Origin of the sequence: Delftia sp. 60 (assembly GCF_002754395.1) — a bacterium.
Lineage (GTDB): Bacteria > Pseudomonadota > Gammaproteobacteria > Burkholderiales > Burkholderiaceae_C > Comamonas > Comamonas acidovorans.
In genome coordinates this window covers 2199953-2216032 of record NZ_PEFD01000001.1, presented here as the reverse complement: position 1 = coordinate 2216032, position 16080 = coordinate 2199953, and the positions used below count along the sequence as shown (strand labels likewise).

15 protein-coding genes and 1 pseudogene are annotated in these 16080 nt (G+C 67.6%); 6 read left to right on the top strand and 10 right to left on the bottom strand.

Annotated elements, in window-relative coordinates:
- Positions 1-64: 64 nt before the first annotated feature.
- Positions 65-949 carry a xanthine dehydrogenase accessory protein XdhC gene (gene xdhC, locus CLV01_RS10030; protein ID WP_099734399.1) on the bottom strand — a complete coding sequence of 295 codons (885 nt, stop codon included), beginning with the start codon at positions 947-949 and terminating at the stop codon, positions 65-67.
- Between the two features lie 130 nt (positions 950-1079).
- Between xdhC and CLV01_RS10025 the strand changes: the two genes are divergently transcribed.
- Entirely contained in the window at positions 1080-1568 is a 489-nt protein-coding gene (locus tag CLV01_RS10025) for a hypothetical protein (protein WP_065346741.1), read from the top strand.
- Between the two features lie 43 nt (positions 1569-1611).
- Here the strand turns inward: CLV01_RS10025 and CLV01_RS10020 are convergent, their stop codons facing one another.
- A complete protein-coding gene (locus CLV01_RS10020) occupies positions 1612-2001 on the bottom strand; it encodes a hypothetical protein (RefSeq protein ID WP_099734400.1) in 390 nt (129 codons plus the stop codon).
- Positions 2002-2094: 93 nt separating this feature from the next.
- On the opposite strand from CLV01_RS10020, the gene CLV01_RS10015 reads away from it, so the two are divergent.
- Positions 2095-2424 carry an Arc family DNA-binding protein gene (locus tag CLV01_RS10015; protein WP_065346743.1) on the top strand — a complete coding sequence of 110 codons (330 nt, stop codon included), beginning with the start codon at positions 2095-2097 and terminating at the stop codon, positions 2422-2424.
- Between the two features lie 65 nt (positions 2425-2489).
- On the opposite strand, the gene CLV01_RS10010 is transcribed toward CLV01_RS10015, so the two are convergent.
- Positions 2490-3074, bottom strand: a complete 585-nt coding sequence (locus CLV01_RS10010; protein WP_013803704.1) for a BPSL1445 family SYLF domain-containing lipoprotein — start codon at positions 3072-3074, stop codon at positions 2490-2492.
- A 318-nt stretch (positions 3075-3392) separates the two neighbouring features.
- On the opposite strand from CLV01_RS10010, the gene CLV01_RS10005 reads away from it, so the two are divergent.
- On the top strand, positions 3393-3782 hold the full coding sequence (locus CLV01_RS10005; protein ID WP_034391114.1) for a DoxX family protein: 390 nt from the start codon (positions 3393-3395) through the stop codon (positions 3780-3782).
- A 111-nt stretch (positions 3783-3893) separates the two neighbouring features.
- On the opposite strand, the gene uraH is transcribed toward CLV01_RS10005, so the two are convergent.
- A complete protein-coding gene (gene uraH / locus CLV01_RS10000) occupies positions 3894-4244 on the bottom strand; it encodes a hydroxyisourate hydrolase (protein ID WP_012204044.1) in 351 nt (116 codons plus the stop codon).
- Between the two features lie 347 nt (positions 4245-4591).
- Here uraH and ggt point away from each other — a divergent pair, with 347 nt between their 5' ends.
- Positions 4592-6412 carry a gamma-glutamyltransferase gene (ggt, locus tag CLV01_RS09995; RefSeq protein ID WP_099734401.1) on the top strand — a complete coding sequence of 607 codons (1821 nt, stop codon included), beginning with the start codon at positions 4592-4594 and terminating at the stop codon, positions 6410-6412.
- Positions 6413-6508: 96 nt separating this feature from the next.
- On the opposite strand, the gene glxR is transcribed toward ggt, so the two are convergent.
- From glxR to gcl, 3 genes are all read right to left on the bottom strand, one after another.
- Positions 6509-7423: a 2-hydroxy-3-oxopropionate reductase gene (gene glxR / locus CLV01_RS09990; RefSeq protein ID WP_012204042.1), complete on the bottom strand. Its 915-nt coding sequence runs from the start codon at positions 7421-7423 to the stop codon at positions 6509-6511.
- A 51-nt stretch (positions 7424-7474) separates the two neighbouring features.
- Positions 7475-8275, bottom strand: coding sequence for a hydroxypyruvate isomerase (gene hyi, locus CLV01_RS09985; protein ID WP_012204041.1), 801 nt, complete (start codon positions 8273-8275; stop codon positions 7475-7477).
- Positions 8276-8516: 241 nt separating this feature from the next.
- Positions 8517-10307 carry a glyoxylate carboligase gene (gene gcl / locus CLV01_RS09980; RefSeq protein ID WP_099734402.1) on the bottom strand — a complete coding sequence of 597 codons (1791 nt, stop codon included), beginning with the start codon at positions 10305-10307 and terminating at the stop codon, positions 8517-8519.
- Between the two features lie 121 nt (positions 10308-10428).
- Here gcl and CLV01_RS09975 point away from each other — a divergent pair, with 121 nt between their 5' ends.
- Positions 10429-11346, top strand: a complete 918-nt coding sequence (locus tag CLV01_RS09975) for a LysR family transcriptional regulator (protein WP_099734403.1) — start codon at positions 10429-10431, stop codon at positions 11344-11346.
- A gap of 83 nt (positions 11347-11429) precedes the next feature.
- Here the strand turns inward: CLV01_RS09975 and CLV01_RS09970 are convergent.
- From CLV01_RS09970 to CLV01_RS09960, 3 genes and pseudogenes are all read right to left on the bottom strand, one after another.
- Positions 11430-12751, bottom strand: a pseudogene (locus CLV01_RS09970) (glycerate kinase type-2 family protein).
- A 104-nt stretch (positions 12752-12855) separates the two neighbouring features.
- On the bottom strand, positions 12856-13836 hold the full coding sequence (locus tag CLV01_RS09965) for a tripartite tricarboxylate transporter substrate binding protein (RefSeq protein ID WP_063326936.1): 981 nt from the start codon (positions 13834-13836) through the stop codon (positions 12856-12858).
- Between the two features lie 52 nt (positions 13837-13888).
- Positions 13889-14995 carry a tartrate dehydrogenase gene (locus CLV01_RS09960; protein ID WP_034391100.1) on the bottom strand — a complete coding sequence of 369 codons (1107 nt, stop codon included), beginning with the start codon at positions 14993-14995 and terminating at the stop codon, positions 13889-13891.
- Positions 14996-15119: 124 nt separating this feature from the next.
- Between CLV01_RS09960 and CLV01_RS09955 the strand changes: the two genes are divergently transcribed.
- A complete protein-coding gene (locus CLV01_RS09955; protein WP_012204035.1) occupies positions 15120-16043 on the top strand; it encodes a LysR family transcriptional regulator in 924 nt (307 codons plus the stop codon).
- Positions 16044-16080: the final 37 nt, after the last annotated feature.

Sequence of the window (16080 nt, the reverse complement as noted above, 5' to 3'; positions counted from 1 at the left end):
ATTTCGTAGACACAAAGTGTATGCAATTTTTCGACAGCCAGCCGGCTTGCGCGACATCAATTCACTAGAGATTTCCCTGATTCTGCGCGGGCGCGGCGCTGCGCCGCTGCAGCAGCTGCGCCGCCACGGCCACCGCGATCACCTCAGGCTCCTTGCCCTTGATGCCGGGCACGCCGATGGGGCAGGTCACATGGTCCAGCTCCGCATCGCTGAAGCCGCGCTCGCGCAGCCTGCGCCGGAAGGTGGCCCATTTGGTGGCGCTGCCGATCAGGCCCACATAGGGCAGGTCGCCGTGCTGGCGCTGGCGGCTCAGGCATTGGGCGACCACCTCCAGGTCCTCGGCATGGCTGAAGCTCATGATCAGCACCTGGGAGCCGGTGGGCAGGTCGGCCACGGCGGACTGCACGGGATCGGAGTATTCACACTGCACGAGCTCGTGCTCCTCCTCGGGGAAGACCGAATCGCGGCTGTCCACCCACATCACGCGGTAGGGAAGATTGCACAGCAGGCGCACCAGCGCATGGCCGACATGGCCTGCGCCGAACAGCGCCACGCACTCGCGTGGCGGCTGCAGCCGCTCGCGCAGCATGTCCATGCGGCCCTGGGGCACCAGCACGAACCTCAGCATCACCACGCCGCCGCAGCACTGGCCCAGGCTGGGGCCCAGCGGATAGCGGTGCTGGTGCTCGGCGAGGGCGGGACCGGCCTGCCCAGGCTGTCCGGGCGATCCGGCCTGAAGCGCCGCGTCGCGCAGCAGGCTGCGCGCGCGGTCGATGGCGTCGAACTCCAGGTGCCCGCCGCCAATGGTGCCGGCCACGCGGTCGGCAAACACGGCCATCCAGGCGCCGCGCTCGCGCGGCACCGAGCCGCGCGACTCCATCACCTCGACCCAGCACAGCGGCCCCTGCGCAAGGCCCTGCTCGACTTTCTTGAACGTGTCACTCCACATGGGCGCACCTGACAGCCCGTCGTGGCGCCTGCGGGCTTCGTTGGAATTTGTTGCGGGATTTTCCGCTGCGGCACTTGAGTTTTGCGCTCCGACTGCCGGTGCCGCAGCGTTTCAGGATACGCTCGCAATCATGCCCGATTCCCCCGATTCCTCTCAGCACAGTTCCGTGCAAAAGCCACGTTCCGGCCGTCCCTGGCTGTGGGCGGGACTGATGGCCGCCATTGCCTCCCTGGTCACGGCCTGCAAGTCGCCACCCGGCCCCGGCCCGCGCCCCGACGAGGCCACCTCCAGCGCACAGCTGCAGTACCGCAAGGTGGCGGCCAACCATCTGTATGCGCGCAATGCCGAGCGCATCTACAAGGGCCAGCTGCCGCCCATGCTCTACGCGATCGGCGTGCTGCAGGTGCAGATCGACCGCAACGGCCAGGTCCAGCGCCTGCACTGGATGCGCGCGCCCAGCCATGCCCCCGAAGTGGTGAGCGAGATCGAGCGCCTGGTGCGCGCCGCCGCGCCCTTCCCCGCCCCGGCCGGCGCCGCCCGCATCACCTATACCGATACCTGGCTCTGGGACAAGTCCGGCCGCTTCCAGCTCGACACGCTGACCGAAGGCCAGCTCTGAGCCTCAGGCCGCCAAGGGCTGGTTCATGCCGGCTCATGCCGGTTCAGGCAGATTCACGCGGCTGGCCGTCGGCAAAGCTCCTGGCACTTCTGAGCAGGCAGGTCACGGCATAGAGCACCAGGTCGTCCGGTGCGTCATCGTTCACGCGGTCGATGACCTCGATGGCATAGCCCAGGTCCTGCGACATCTGCGGCAGCACGCCTGCCGCGCGGTGGCCGGCCTGCAGGCTGGCCACCGCCTGGTCAGCGCTGGCGTGGTAGCCGCGCAGCAAATCACGCGCGGCACACACCATGGCCGAGCCGGCGCGCTCTGCATGCAGCTCCAGCACGCCCAGGGCCGCACCCATGTGGCACAGCGCATCGACCGCCAGCACCTCCTGGTGCTGTGGTGAGTATCTTCGGTGACTGCGGCCCGGTGGGTTGACTGTCTTCATGGCTCCCCTTGCGCGGGACCGTGCTGGTCCCGAAGCAACAATACCTTTCAGGTCCCTTGCAGTCAATACCTTTCCGGTCCATGATTGCCGGCGATGAAACAGACCGATCCTCAGTACAAGCTGCGCCTGCCGCAGGAACTCAAGGACCTCGTCGAGGAGGCAGCCAAGCGCACCGGCCGTTCCATGAACGCCGAAGTCGTGGCCCGGCTGCAGACCACGTTCGAGGCCCCTCTGCTCGGCCGCCTGTCGGCCGCGACGGACCCTTCGCTGGAATGCGAGGAGCCCGTGAGCATCTACGACATCAAGATGAGCGCCGAAGCCGTGGAGCGCATCGAAAAGCGCCTCGAACGCATAGAGCAGGCCGTGCTCCCGCCCGCTGCGCCGGGCAGCGCCAATGAAGACGGCGCCGCTGGCGCCGACTGAGACGACCGCACAAAGAAAAACCGGCCCGCAGGCCGGTTTCGTTCAAAGGCCCCTCAGGGCCGGGATCACTCGACCACCTTGGTGATCTTCGAGCCCTGCAGCGACACGCCGGCTTCCAGGCCCGCATTGGTCAGCACATAGCTGGTCACGGGGCCCTGGGCGGTCGTGGTGTCCACGCTGCCATTGGCGCCCACCTTGCCTGCGGCCACCGTGGCATCGGCGCCCACGGACCAGCCCTCGCTGGCCAGGAACTTGTCCAGCGCTTCCTGGGTGTTGAACACATAGATCACAGCCTTGGACTGGCCACCGGCCTGCCAGCCCACCGAGGCGCCGGTCGTGCTGTAGTAGCCCTTGTTCTGGCCGCCGACGCGCAGTACGCCGCGGCCATGCTCGACACCGATGACGAAGCTGCCGCCGATCACCGAGGGGAAGATCAGCACGCCCTTGGAGCGGGCCACCATTTCCTTGGAGCCTGGCGCCGTCTGGTACAGCCGCTCCAGCGCGGCGTTGGCGCGCGCATTGACGGTGGTCGCATCAGCGCGCGGCGCGGACTGGGTTTCCGGCTTGGTGGTCGTGCAGCCGACCATGGCAATGCTGCCGGCCGCCAGTGCAGTGGCCATCACGACGGTACGCAAAGAAAACTGACGCATGGGAAAACCTGCCTTTCTTGATTGGACGTTTTGGGGAGACCCCATCGGTTCATTGGATTGATCACCTTGCCTCCCGGTCCCGGGCACCCCTTCCAGTGCTCGCAAACCGTTTCTGAGACAGGCTGGGGATGATGCTAGGCCGCTTTGCGGTACTTGTGATGAGACATGTCACAAGTTGCGCCATAGGACTACAGGCCCGCAGGAAATGTCTGAAAATCCCGTGCCGGGCTGCCACAGCCGACACCGAAAGCGCGCTGATGCCAGAATGCACCCACAGCAACACCCGGCCCACCGGGCCTATCCACACCGAGGGAGTTCATGAAGTTCTGGAGCCACTTTCACCATCCCCAGGCAGCCATGGTGCTGCTGCGCGTCACGCTCGCGGTCCTGTTGCTTTTTCACGGCTGGGCCAAGCTGCGCTACGGCATAGGCAGCATCGAGCGCATGGTGGAGTCCACGGGCGCGCCGGGCTGGCTGGCCTATGCGGTCTATCTGGGTGAGGTGGTGGCGCCGCTGCTGCTGCTGGTCGGCCTGTGGGTGGTGCCTGCGGCGCTGGTGATTGCGATCAACATGGTCGTGGCCTTTGCGCTGGTGCACACGGGCCAGGTGATGCAGCTGCACAGCTCGGGAGGCTGGGCGCTGGAGCTGCAGGCCTTCTTCTTCATCACGGCCCTGGTCGTGGCCATGGGGCACGCCAAGGGCAAGTAGCCCGCCTTCTTTCAGCGACAGGAACAGAAACGGCCCGCAATGCGGGCCGTTCGTCATTTCAGGTTTCACTCCAGGCCATCCCCCCGACAGCCTGCGCCTGCAGTCCAGGGCTCAGGAGCCCCGGTACGTGGAATAGCTCCAGGGGCTGACCAGCAGGGGCACGTGGTAGTGCTGGTCGGCATGGGCCACGCCGAAGTCCAGGCTCACCTTGTTGAGGAAGTTGGGCTCGGGCAGTTGCACGCCACGGGCCTTGAAGTAGGCCGCCACGTCGAAGGTCAGGCGGTAGGTGCCGGTCCTGAGGCTGTTGTTGTCGAACAGCGGCGCATCGGTACGGCCGTCGTGGTTGAGCACCAGGCTCTTGATCAGCGTGGCCTGGTCGCCATCGGTGGAATACAGCGCGACAGCCATGCCGGCTGCGGGGCAGCCATTCATGGTGTCGAGGACGTGGGTGCTCAGGCCCATGGAAATCTCCTGTGCGGCGGGAGCTGGCCCGCCCGGTTGTCATTGGTTGGTCAATGCACGGAGCGCGGCGCGCGACAGCACTCGCGGCCCTGCCCTGCATTCTCAAAGTGTATACAGTTTTTGTACGCCCTTGAAGGGCGTTGCACGGCCGACGCCTAGGCAGATACCCGCACTTTCGGCGCCCGGGCCGGCGCGCGGGGAGGCTGCCGACGCCATGCTTCTACACTGTGGTCCGCCGCCGCCCTGGCCGCAGGCCCCTCCGGCCGGCGCACACAGGGCGGCACAGGACGCGCGCTCTTTTTCCACTGTTCCACTGTTCCACTGTTTCATCTGCCAAGGAGATACCGATGCAACTTCGCTCCCCCTTGCTTGCAACCAGCCTGGCGCTGGCCATTGCCAGCCTGGCCGCCTGCAGCAGCACGCAGCCGCCCGCGGCTTCGGCGGCGCCAGCACCCGTGGCCGCAGCGCCTGCCCCGGCAGCGGCGCCCATCACGCAGAGCAGCGCGGCCCAGGCCGCCAGCGCCGCCTATGACTTCGACATGGATGTGTTCCATCCCGTCGTGGGCAGGAGCGGCATGGTGGCCAGCGAGCAGGAGCTGGCCTCGCGCATCGGCCTGCAGATCCTGAAGTCCGGCGGCAATGCGGTGGACGCCGCCGTGGCCATGGGCTTTGCGCTGGCCGTGGCCCTGCCCAACGCAGGCAACATCGGCGGCGGCGGCTTCATGGTGGTGCATGACGCCAAGAGCGGCAAGAACATTGCGCTGGACTTCCGCGAGGTTGCGCCCTCCAAGGCCACGCGCGACATGTACGTGGGTGCGGATGGCAAGGTCATCGACGGCAAATCGCTCTACACCCACTACGCCGTGGGCGTGCCCGGCACCGTGGCCGGCATGGAGCATGCGCTGAAGAAATGGGGATCGCTGCCTTTGTCCACGGTGATTGCACCGGCCGCAAAGCTGGCAGACAAGGGCTTTGCGGTCAGCGAGACCCTGGCCAAGATCCTGGAGCAGGAAAAGAAGAACATGGGCCAGTGGCCCGCCACCCAGGCCATCTTCTGGCGCAACGGCGAGCCCCTCAAGCGCGGCGACCGTCTGGTGCAAAAGGACCTGGCGCAGTCGCTGCGCCTGATCGGCCAGCAGGGCTCCAAGGTGTTCTACGAAGGCTCCATCGCCCGCAAGATCGCGGCCGAGATGGCGCCGCATGCAGGCGCCCTCTCGCTGCAGGACCTCAAGAGCTACAAGGTCGCCGAGCGCGAGCCGCTGCGCGGCACCTACCGCGGCTACGAGATCGTGACCATGCCGCCTCCGTCCTCCGGCGGCGCCCACCTGATCCAGATCCTCAACATGATGGAACGCTGGCCCATGAACCAGTGGGGCGTCAACAGCGCGCAGAGCATCCACTACATGGCGGAAAGCATGAAGCTGGCCTATGCCGACCGTGCCGAATACCTGGGTGATCCCGACTTCGTGACCGTGCCGCTCAAGGGCCTGACCTCCAAGCGCTATGCCGAGGCACTGGCCGCCGGCATCGACCCCTACCAGGCGCGCGCCGGCAAGGACATCCGGCCCGGCAAGCCCCAGCCCCACGAGAGCGACCAGACCACGCACTACTCGGTGGTGGACAAGGCGGGCAACGCCGTGGCCGTGACCTATACGCTGAACACCAACTTCGGCAGCGGCATCGTGGCCAAGGGCACGGGCATCCTGCTCAACAACGAGATGGACGATTTCTCGGCCAAGCCCGGCGTGGCCAACGCGTATGGACTGGTCGGCGGCGATGCCAATGCGGTGGCCGCAGGCAAGCGCCCGCTGTCGTCGATGACGCCGACCATGGTGCTCAAGGGCGGCAAGCCCGTGCTGGTCACCGGAAGCCCCGGCGGCGCACGCATCATCACCACCGTGCTGCAGACCGTGGTCAACACCATCGACTTCGGCATGAACCCGGCCGAGGCCGCCGCCACGCCGCGCTTTCACCACCAGTGGACGCCCGATGAGCTGCGCGTGGAAAAGGGCATCAGCCCCGACACCGTGGCCCTGCTCAAGTCGCGCGGCCACAACGTTGCCGTGAAGGCGTCGATGGGCCGCACCCAGACCATCGAGCTGCGCGACGGCATGCTCTACGGCGCCTCCGACCCGCGCAACCCCGACGGGCAGACGCTGGGCTATTGAAGCAAGAAAAAGCCGCGCCCGTTGCCGAGCGCGGCTTTTCACAACAGGGCGGCGCAAGGCCGCCCTCCCACCAATCGTTGTCTCAAAGGCCGGCCATCAGGCCTGGACCTTCTGGCCCACTTCGAAGTTGGCCTGGATCTCCAGCGCACGCACCATGCCCGAGTGATCCCAGTTCGCGCCGCCGTGGGCCACGCAGCTGTTGAACAGCTCCTGGGCCTGGGCGGTGTTGGGCAGGGACACACCGAGCTGGCGCGCGCTGCTCAGGGCCAGGTTCAGGTCCTTCTGGTGCAGCGAGATGCGGAAGCCCGGATCGAACGTGCGCTTGATCATGCGCTCGGCATGCACTTCCAGGATCTTGGACGAGGCAAAGCCGCCCAGCAGCGCCTCGCGCACGCGGGCCGGGTCGGCACCAGCGCGCGACGCGAACAGCAGGGCCTCGGCCACGGCCTCGATGTTCAGCGCCACGATGATCTGGTTGGCCACCTTGGCGGTCTGGCCGTCGCCATTGCCGCCCACCAGGGTGATGTTCTTGCCCATGCGCTCGAACAGCGGCTTGACGCGCGCGAACACGTCCTCGGGGCCGCCGACCATGATGGACAGGGTGGCGTTCTTGGCGCCCACCTCGCCGCCGGAGACCGGCGCATCCAGGTACTGGGCGCCGATGGCCTCGATGCGGCGAGCGAAGTCCTTGGTGGCCACGGGCGAGATGGAGCTCATGTCCACCACCACCTTGCCGCTGCTGCCCTTGAGGCCGGCGGCCACGCCGTCCTCGCCGAACAGCACCTTCTCGACATCGGGCGTGTCGGGCAGCATCAGGAAGATGATGTCGGCCCGCTCGGCCACGCCGCGCGCGGTGGTGCACTGGGTGGCGCTGCTTTCGGCGATCTGCGCGGGGATCTTGCCCAGGGTGTTCACGAACAGCTGGTGGCCTGCCGTCAGAAGGTGGCCCGCCATGGGCGCGCCCATGATGCCCAGGCCCACGAAACCAAGCTTGAGAGAGGATGCATTCATGCTGTGTACTCCTTGTCGTTTTTGAAAAGCTGAAAAAAACTTTGGCGGCGCTCAGGCGGCGACTGCCGCGCGCACGCTGGTGTGGGCGTCCAGCCAGCCCAGGCCCGATTCGGTATCGCGCGCGGGCTTGTACTCGCAGCCCACCCAGCCCTGGTAGCCGATGCGGTCCAGGTGCGCGAACAGGAAGGGGTAGTTGATCTCGCCCGTGCCCGGCTCGTTGCGGCCCGGGTTGTCGGCCAGCTGCACGTGGCCGATGCGCGCCAGGTGCTTTTGCAGCGTGGCCGCCAGTTCGCCCTCGGTGCGCTGGGCGTGGTAGATGTCGTACTGCACGAAGGCGTTGGGCGCGCCCACCTCGTCGAGGATGGACAGGGCCTCGTCCGTGCGGTTCAGGTAGAAGCCGGGAATGTCGAAGGGGTTGATGGGCTCGATCAGCAGGCGCAGATTGGCCGCGCTCAGCGCCGATGCGGCAAAGCGCAGGTTGTCCACGAAGGTGCGGCGCAGCAGCGCGGCATCGGCACCGGCAGGCGCCTTGCCGGCCAGGCAGTTGAGCTGGGGCACGCCCAGCGCATGGCCATAGGTCACGGCCTTGGCCACGCCGGCGCGGAACTCGTCCACGCGGTCGGGATGGCAGGCAATGCCGCGCTCGCCCGCATCCCAGTCGCCGGCCGGCAGGTTGTGCAGCACGATCTGCAGGCCGTGGGCGTCCACGCGCTCCTTGATCTCTTCGACCGTGTGGGCGTAGGGAAACAGGAATTCCACGGCCTCGAAGCCGGCGCGCGCCGCGCGCTCGAAGCGGTCGAGGAAGGGCACCTCGGTGAACAGCATGCTGAGGTTGGCAGCAAAACGGGGCATGTCAGAAGTCTCCGGTAGTCGTTTGGTGGGTTGGGAGCGGCAGGGCACGCAAGGCGCCCCGCCGGTAAAAATGCCCAAGGGGCAATGGAAATCGGAACCCCCGAGTGCCTGCACCGTCCGCAATGCAGGCATTGGCGCAGCGCCAGCCAGGGATGCCAGGCAAGGGCCGCCCCGCAGCGATGGCGTCGTCCCCCTCCGAAGAGAGGGGGAAGCGGCGCAGCCGCTCAGGGGGTGCCTTGCTTCAGTCCAGCAGGGCCAGGGCGCTGGGCACGTCGGCAGGCGCTGCGGCCAGGTCCTCGAACTCGATCACGTTGTCGATCTCGGCACCCATGGAGATGTTGGTCACGCGCTCCAGGATGACCTCGACGACGACCGGCGTGCGGTGCTCTGCCATCCAGGCCTCGGCCTGCTGCATGGCGGGCGCGAAGTCCTCGGGACGGTGCACGCGGATGGCCTTGCAGCCCAGGCCCTCGACCACCTTGACGTGGTCCACGCCGTAGCCCTTGGACTCTTCCTTGTCGTCGACATTGATGTTGTCGAAGGCCAGTTGCACGCAGTAGTCGATGGAGAAGGCGCGCTGCGCCTGGCGGATCAGGCCCAGGTAGCTGTTGTTGACCAGCACATGGATGTAGGGCAGCTTGAACTGCGCACCCACGGCCAGTTCCTCGATCATGAACTGGAAGTCATAGTCGCCCGACAGCGCCACGATCTTGCGGGCCGGGTCGGCCACGCGCACGCCCAGGGCGGCCGGCACGGTCCAGCCCAGCGGGCCGGCCTGGCCGCAGTTGATCCAGTTGCGCGGCTTGTAGACATGCAGGAACTGCGCACCGGCAATCTGCGACAGGCCGATGGTGGAGACATAGCAGGTGTCCTTGTCCAGGCTGCGGTTCATGCACTGGTAGACGCGCTGCGGCTTCATGGGCACGTTGTCGAAATTGGTCTTGCGCAGGTACTCCACATTGTTCTTGCGGGCCTGGCATTCGGCCACCCAGCCGCTGCGGTCCTTCAGGCGGCCGGCCGCCTTCCACTCGCGCGCCACCTCCACGAAAAGCTTGAGCGCCGCGCCGGCATCCGAGACGATGCCGTAGTCGGGCGCGAACACGCGGCCGATCTGCGTGGGCTCGATGTCCACGTGCACGAACTTGCGGCCCTTGGTGTAGACCTCGACCGAGCCCGTGTGGCGGTTGGCCCAGCGGTTGCCGATGCCCAGCACGAAGTCGGAGGCCAGCATGTTGGCATTGCCGTAGCGGTGGCTGGTCTGCAGGCCGCACATGCCGGCCATCAAGCGGTGGTCGTCAGGGATGGTGCCCCAGCCCATCAGGGTGGGAATCACGGGCACGTCCAGCAGCTCGGCGAACTCCACCAGCAGCTCGGACGCATCGGCATTGATCACGCCGCCGCCCGAGACCAGCAGCGGACGCTCGGACTCGTTGAGCATGGCGATGGCCTTTTCCACCTGCTTGCGCGTGGCGGCAGGCTTGTAGACAGGCAGGGGCTCGTAGGTGTCGATGTCGAACTCGATCTCGGCCAGCTGCACGTCGATGGGCAGGTCGATCAGCACGGGGCCGGGGCGGCCCGAGCGCATCAGGTGGAAGGCCTGCTGGAAGGCGCGCGGCACCTGGGCCGGCTCCAGCACCGTGGTGGCCCACTTGGTCACGGTCTTGGCGATGGAGGCAATGTCCACGGCCTGGAAATCTTCCTTGTGCAAACGCGAGCGCGGCGCCTGGCCCGTGATGCAGAGAATCGGAATCGAATCCGCGCTGGCCGAGTACAGGCCCGTGATCATGTCCGTGCCGGCCGGGCCGCTGGTGCCGATGCACACGCCGATGTTGCCGGCCACGGCGCGGGTGTAGCCCTCGGCCATGTGGCTTGCGCCTTCGACGTGGCGCGCCAGGATGTGGCCGATGCCGCCATGGTCCTTGAGCGCTGCGTACAGCGGGTTGATGGCGGCACCGGGAACGCCGAATGCGACGGTCACGCCTTCTTTTTCCAGCACGCGGACTGCGGCTTCGATTGCTTTCATTTTTGCCATGGGAGGTCTCCTTCAAATTGGAGTCAACTCTAGGCAGACAGGCCGATTGGCGGAACGCCTGCGCAGACCATAAAATTTATTCCGCACAGGAATAACTACCAATGAAAAAGGAGACAGCGCCATGGACAGACTCGATGCCATGCACATGTTCGTGCGCGTGGTGGAGACCAGCAGCTTCACCAAGGTCGCGCACGAATTCGCCACCACCCAGCCCACGGTCACCAAGCAGATCGCAGCCATGGAAGCGCGCCTGAAGGTGCGCCTGCTCAACCGCAACACGCGCGGCGTGAGCCTGACCGAAGCGGGCGCGCTGTACTACGAGAAATGCAAGGCCATCGTCAACGACGTGGCCGAGGCCGACAAGGTGGTCCAGGTGCGACAGACGCAGGTGCAGGGCCAGCTGCGCATTGGCAGCTCGGTGGCCTTTGGCAGGCGCGTGCTGATACCGCTGGCGCTGGAGTTCATGGCGCACAACCCCCAGGTGCAGGTCGACCTGAGCTTCGAGGACCGCTACACCGACCTGGTGGCCAACGGCATCGACGTGGCCCTGCGCCTGGGCAAGCTGGCCGACTCCAGCCTGGGCGCACGCACGCTGGGCGTGAACCCCTGGGTGCTGGTGGCCTCGCCCACCTACCTGCGCAAGCGCGGCACGCCGCGCCGCCCCTCCGACCTCAAGGAACATGCCACGCTGATCTACAGCAGCGTGCAAGGCAACGACATCTGGCGCCTGCGCAACGCCAGCGGAGAACCGGTCTCGGTGGCGGTCACGGGCCGGCTGCGCTCCAACAACCTCTCGGCCCTGCTGGCGGCCTCACGCTCGCACATGGGCATCGCCGCCCTGCCCCGCTACGTGGCCCATGACTCCCTGGAAGCCGGCCGCGTGGTCGAAGTCCTCAAGACCTGCCGCCTGCCCGAGCAGGAAATCCACGCCGTCTACCCCTCGCCGCGCCTGGTGTCACAGAAGGTGCAGTCCTTCATCGCCTTCCTGCAGGGGCGGTTCGATGCCGAATGGTGGGAGACGCTGCCGCGCGGGGCGTGAGCGCCTGAAACAGGCGAGCCTGAAACAAGTGGCCGGGCGCACGTCCCGGCCTCGAAAAACAACCACCCGGCAGGAGCAAAAACCTAGAGAACCAGAATCGCCCGAAAGTCGTTCACGTTGGTATGCGTGGGCCCGGTCACCACCAGATCCCCCAGCGCATCAAAGAACCCATACGCATCATTGCGGTCCAGGTACTCGGCAATCCGCATGCCCTGGTCCTGGGCCCGCGCCAACGTATCCGGTGACACGCGCGCCCCCGCGTTGTCCTCCACGCCATCGATGCCATCGGTATCGGCCGCCAGCGCCCAGACCTTGTCCTGCCCTGCAGGGCCTGGGCCAGGCCCATGCAGAACTCGCCCGCGCGGCCGCCGCGTCCCTTGGGCGTGCCGGCCGGGCGCTGCCGGATCGTGACCGTGGTCTCGCCGCCGGACAGGATCACGCAGGGCTTTGCAAACGGCTGGCCGTGGCGGGCCACGGCGCGCGCCAGGGCGGCGTGGACCTTGGCGACTTCGCGCGATTCGCCCTCGATCTCGTCGGACAGCACATGGGTGCGCAGGCCTGCGGCCTCGGCCACGCGTGCGGCCGCCTCCAGCGAGTGCTGGGGCGTGGCGATCATGTGGACCTCGTGGCCGTCGAAGCGCGCGTCGCCGGGCTTGGGTGTTTCCAGCTCGCCCGCCTCCAGCGCGCGGCGCACGGATTCAGGCACGTCGATGCGGTAGCGCGTGAGGATGGCCAGCGCGTCGGCGCAGCTGCTGGCATCGGGCACGGTGGGGCCGCTGGCGATGATGGAGGGGTCGTCGCCCGGCACGTCGCTGATGGTCAGCGTGACCACGCGCGCGGGTGCGCAGGCCGCGCCCAGGCGCCCGCCCTTGATGCGCGACAGGTGCTTGCGCACGCAGTTCATCTCGCCGATGGCGGCTCCACTTTCCAGCAGGGCGCGGTTGATGCGTTGCTTTTCCTCCAGGTCGATGCCTTCGGCCGGCAGGGTCAGCAGGGCCGAGCCGCCGCCCGAGATCAGGCACAGCACGAGGTCGTCCTCGGTCAGCCCTTCGGTCAGCGCGAGGATGCGTTCGGCGGCGGCCAGGCCTGCCGCATCGGGCACGGGGTGGGCGGCCTCGACCACCTCGATGCGCTGCGCCAGGCCTTCGGGGCGCGGCGGGATGTGGTGGTAGCGCGTGACCACGAGGCCGGACAGCGGCGCGTCCGCTGGCCACAGCGCCTCCAGCGCCTGGGCCATGGAGCCGCCGGCCTTGCCCGCGCCCAGCACCAGGGTGCGGCCCTTGGGAGGCTTTGGCAGGCATTGGGCCATGCTGTACAGGGGCTGCGCATCCTTGACCGCAGCGCGGTAGAGGTCGAGCAGAAAGGCTTGGGGATCGGTGAGGTGCAGGTCCGTGGTGCTGGTCATGGTGTGTTGTCTCCGCCGGGCATTATGGAATTTCCTGCACCGGCGGTGGCATGCGGTCAAGTCACAACTGATTCGCCCGGCCTCGTTCCTCGCGCCAACTCAACTCAATCCAGGGCCACCTTGGCATCCTTCACCAGCCTGGCGAAGCGGTCGGTGTCGTCGCGGATCTGGCGCGCCATCTGCTCGGGCGATCCGCCGATGGGCTCGGCGCCTATCTCTTCCATCTTCCTGCGGAACTGCGGCGACTCGATGATGCGGTTCATGTCCGCTCCCAGCCGCGCCAGTACCTCGCGGGGCGTGGCGGCCGGTGCCAGCACGCCGAACCAGGTGCCCATGTCGAAGCCCTTGAGGCCGGCCTCGTCCAGCGTGGGCACATCGGGCAGGGCCACCGAGCGCCGGGCCGTGGTCACGGCCAGCGCGCGCAGCTTGCCGGCCTTGATGTGGGGCAGCACAGGCGTGACGGTATCGAAGGACATGGCAATCTGCCCGCCCAGCAGGTCCGTGGTCAGCGGCCCGCTGCCCTTGTAGGGCACGTGCAGCAACTCCACGCCGCCCATGGACTCGAACTGCGCGCCGATCAGGTGCTGGCCCGTGCCCGCGCCGTTGGAGCCATAGGCCAGCTTGCCGGGCTGGGCCCGGGCCTGGGCCAGCAGCTCCTGCACGGTTTTGGCGGGCACCTGCGGATTGACCACCAGCACATTGGGGACCACGGCCACCACGGTGATGGGCGCCAGGTCCTTCTGGAAGTCATAGCCCAGCCTGCGGTAGACGCTGGTGGCAATGGTGTGGTGCACGGCGCCCATGAGCAGGGTGTAGCCGTCAGGTTTCGCCTTGGCCACATGGTCGGCGCCCAGGGTGGCGCCCGCGCCGGGGCGGTTTTCCACGACCACGGGCTGGCCCAGACTCTTGGACAGCTCCTGGCCCAGCGCACGTGCCAGCACGTCGGTGGTGCCGCCTGCGGGAAACGGCACGATGAGGTTGACGGGGCGCGCCGGCCAGGCCTGGGCCCAGGCCGAAGACATGGCAGCTGGAATGGCGGCGGCGGCCAGCGCGCACGCTGCGGCAACCCTGGTGATGCGGTTCATGGTTTGTCTCCTGTCTGTTCTTTTGTGGGTTATCGGACCATGCAGCGCGCGCTCAGGCAGGCACGGGCTCGGCCTGGGCCTCGGCGGTCTGCGCGCGCAGCCGTGCGCAGACCGCGTCGGTGACCTGGCGCGTGGTGGCCTTGCCGCCCAGGTCGCGCGTGTGCAGCGCGGCATCGGCCGTCACCTGCTCCACGGCCTGCATCAGGCGCTGCGCGGCGCGATGCTCGCCCAGGTGCTCCAGCAGCATCACGCAGCTCCAGAACGTGCCCACGGGGTTGGCCAGGCCCTGGCCCATGATGTCGAAGGCCGATCCGTGGATGGGCTCGAACATGCTGGGATAGCGGCGCTCCGGGTCGATGTTGCCCGTGGGCGCAATGCCCAGGCTGCCGGCCAGCGCGGCCGCCAGGTCGCTGAGGATGTCGGCATGCAGGTTGGTGGCGACCAGGGTGTCCAGCGAGGCCGGGCGGTTGACCATGCGCGCCGTGGCCGCATCCACCAATTCCTTGTCCCAGCGCACGTCGGGGAACTCGGCGGCCACCTGCACCGCGATCTCGTCCCACATCACCATGGCATGGCGCTGGGCGTTGGACTTGGTGATCACCGTCAGCAGCTTGCGCGGCCGCGACTGCGCCAGGCGGAAGGCGAAGCGCATGATGCGCTCCACGCCCGCGCGGGTCATCATGCTCACGTCGGTGGCCACCTCGATGGGATGGCCCTGGTGGGCGCGGCCGCCCACGCCCGCGTATTCGCCTTCGGAGTTCTCGCGCACGATGACCCAGTCCAGATCCTCTCGCGCGCAGCGCTTGAGCGGCGCATCGATGCCGGGCAGGATGCGCGTGGGCCGCACATTGGCGTACTGATCGAACCCCTGGCAGATCTTCAGGCGCAGGCCCCACAGCGTGACATGGTCGGGAATGTGCGGGTCGCCGGCCGAGCCGAACAGGATGGCGTCCTGGCCGCGCAGCGCGTCCAGCCCGTCGGCCGGCATCATCTCGCCGTGCGCGCGGTACCAGTCGCCGCCCCAGCCGAAACTGGTGAAGGCAAAGCCCAGGCCGGGCTGGGTTTCGGCCAGCGCCTGCAGCACCTCCTGCCCTGCGGGCACCACTTCCTTGCCGATGCCATCGCCGGGAATGCAGGCGATGCGGTATGTCTTTGTCATGAGGGCTCCTTGGATTGCGGTGGATGAAGCGCCATGCGGATCCATGGCCTTGTCCGTGAATCTATCGATGGAACAACGCCGCGCGCGCCTCTAGAGTGATGGCATCGTTCACTTTGATTCAACAATGAGCACACCCGTCTCAGCGCCATCGGAGATGGCCTTCTTCTGCCTGCTGGCCCGCAGCGCCAGCCTGTCGGCCACGGCCCGCGAGCTGGGCATCACCACGCCGGCGGCCAGCAAGCGCCTGTCCCAGATGGAGGCGCGGCTGGGCGTGCAACTGGTCAGCCGCACGACGCGGCGCCTGGGCCTGACCGATGAGGGCCAGACCTACCTGGCCCATGCGCGGCGCATCCTGGACGACATTGCCGCCATGGAGCAGGCCGTGGCCGGCATGCCCGGGCAGCCGCAGGGCCTGCTGCGCATCAATGCCACGCTGGGATTCGGGCGCAGCCATATCGCGCCGCTGATCGCCAGCTTCGTGCGCAGGCACCCGCAGATCCAGGTACAGCTGCAGCTGTCGGCCTCGCCGCCGCCCCTGGTCGATGACAGCTTCGACCTGTGCATACGCTTTGGCGAGCCGCCGGACGCGCGCGTCATCGCGCGGCGCCTGGCGCCCAACCGGCGGCTGCTGTGCGCGTCTGCCGCCTACCTGGCACGGCGCGGCACGCCGGCCACCCCGCGCGAGCTGATGCAGCACGACTGCATCGACATCCGCCAGGGCGACGACACCCACGGCGTCTGGCGCTTCACCCACAACGGCCCCGGCCGCAAGACCGAGGCCATCCGCCTGCGCGACAGCCTGAGCACCAACGATGGCGAGATCGCCGTGGGCTGGGCCCTGGCCGGCCTGGGCATCGTCATGCGCGCCGAATGGGATGTCGCCCGCTACCTGCGCAGCGGCCGCCTGGTGCAGGTGCTGGCCGACCATGCCACGGCGCCGGCCGACATCCATGTGGTCTATCCGCAGCGGCATGCGGCAACCCAGCGCGTGCAGCGCTTTGTGGAGCACCTGGCACGGCACTTCGATACGGCCGCGCCCGGTTTCTGAAAAGGGATGCCGTATGCGGGGAAACGCCAATAAGCAG

Excerpts from the sequence above, each read along its gene's own strand:
- xdhC (WP_099734399.1), bottom strand. The coding sequence starts at position 949 with ATGTGGAGTGACACGTTCAAGAAAGTCGAGCAGGGCCTTGCGCAGGGG.
- CLV01_RS10025 (WP_065346741.1), top strand. The coding sequence starts at position 1,080 with ATGCCCGATTCCCCCGATTCCTCTCAGCACAGTTCCGTGCAAAAGCCA.
- CLV01_RS10020 (WP_099734400.1), bottom strand. The coding sequence starts at position 2,001 with ATGAAGACAGTCAACCCACCGGGCCGCAGTCACCGAAGATACTCACCA.
- CLV01_RS10015 (WP_065346743.1), top strand. The coding sequence starts at position 2,095 with ATGAAACAGACCGATCCTCAGTACAAGCTGCGCCTGCCGCAGGAACTC.
- CLV01_RS10010 (WP_013803704.1), bottom strand. The coding sequence starts at position 3,074 with ATGCGTCAGTTTTCTTTGCGTACCGTCGTGATGGCCACTGCACTGGCG.
- CLV01_RS10005 (WP_034391114.1), top strand. The coding sequence starts at position 3,393 with ATGAAGTTCTGGAGCCACTTTCACCATCCCCAGGCAGCCATGGTGCTG.
- uraH (WP_012204044.1), bottom strand. The coding sequence starts at position 4,244 with ATGGGCCTGAGCACCCACGTCCTCGACACCATGAATGGCTGCCCCGCA.
- ggt (WP_099734401.1), top strand. The coding sequence starts at position 4,592 with ATGCAACTTCGCTCCCCCTTGCTTGCAACCAGCCTGGCGCTGGCCATT.
- glxR (WP_012204042.1), bottom strand. The coding sequence starts at position 7,423 with ATGAATGCATCCTCTCTCAAGCTTGGTTTCGTGGGCCTGGGCATCATG.
- hyi (WP_012204041.1), bottom strand. The coding sequence starts at position 8,275 with ATGCCCCGTTTTGCTGCCAACCTCAGCATGCTGTTCACCGAGGTGCCC.
- gcl (WP_099734402.1), bottom strand. The coding sequence starts at position 10,307 with ATGGCAAAAATGAAAGCAATCGAAGCCGCAGTCCGCGTGCTGGAAAAA.
- CLV01_RS09975 (WP_099734403.1), top strand. The coding sequence starts at position 10,429 with ATGGACAGACTCGATGCCATGCACATGTTCGTGCGCGTGGTGGAGACC.
- CLV01_RS09965 (WP_063326936.1), bottom strand. The coding sequence starts at position 13,836 with ATGAACCGCATCACCAGGGTTGCCGCAGCGTGCGCGCTGGCCGCCGCC.
- CLV01_RS09960 (WP_034391100.1), bottom strand. The coding sequence starts at position 14,995 with ATGACAAAGACATACCGCATCGCCTGCATTCCCGGCGATGGCATCGGC.
- CLV01_RS09955 (WP_012204035.1), top strand. The coding sequence starts at position 15,120 with ATGAGCACACCCGTCTCAGCGCCATCGGAGATGGCCTTCTTCTGCCTG.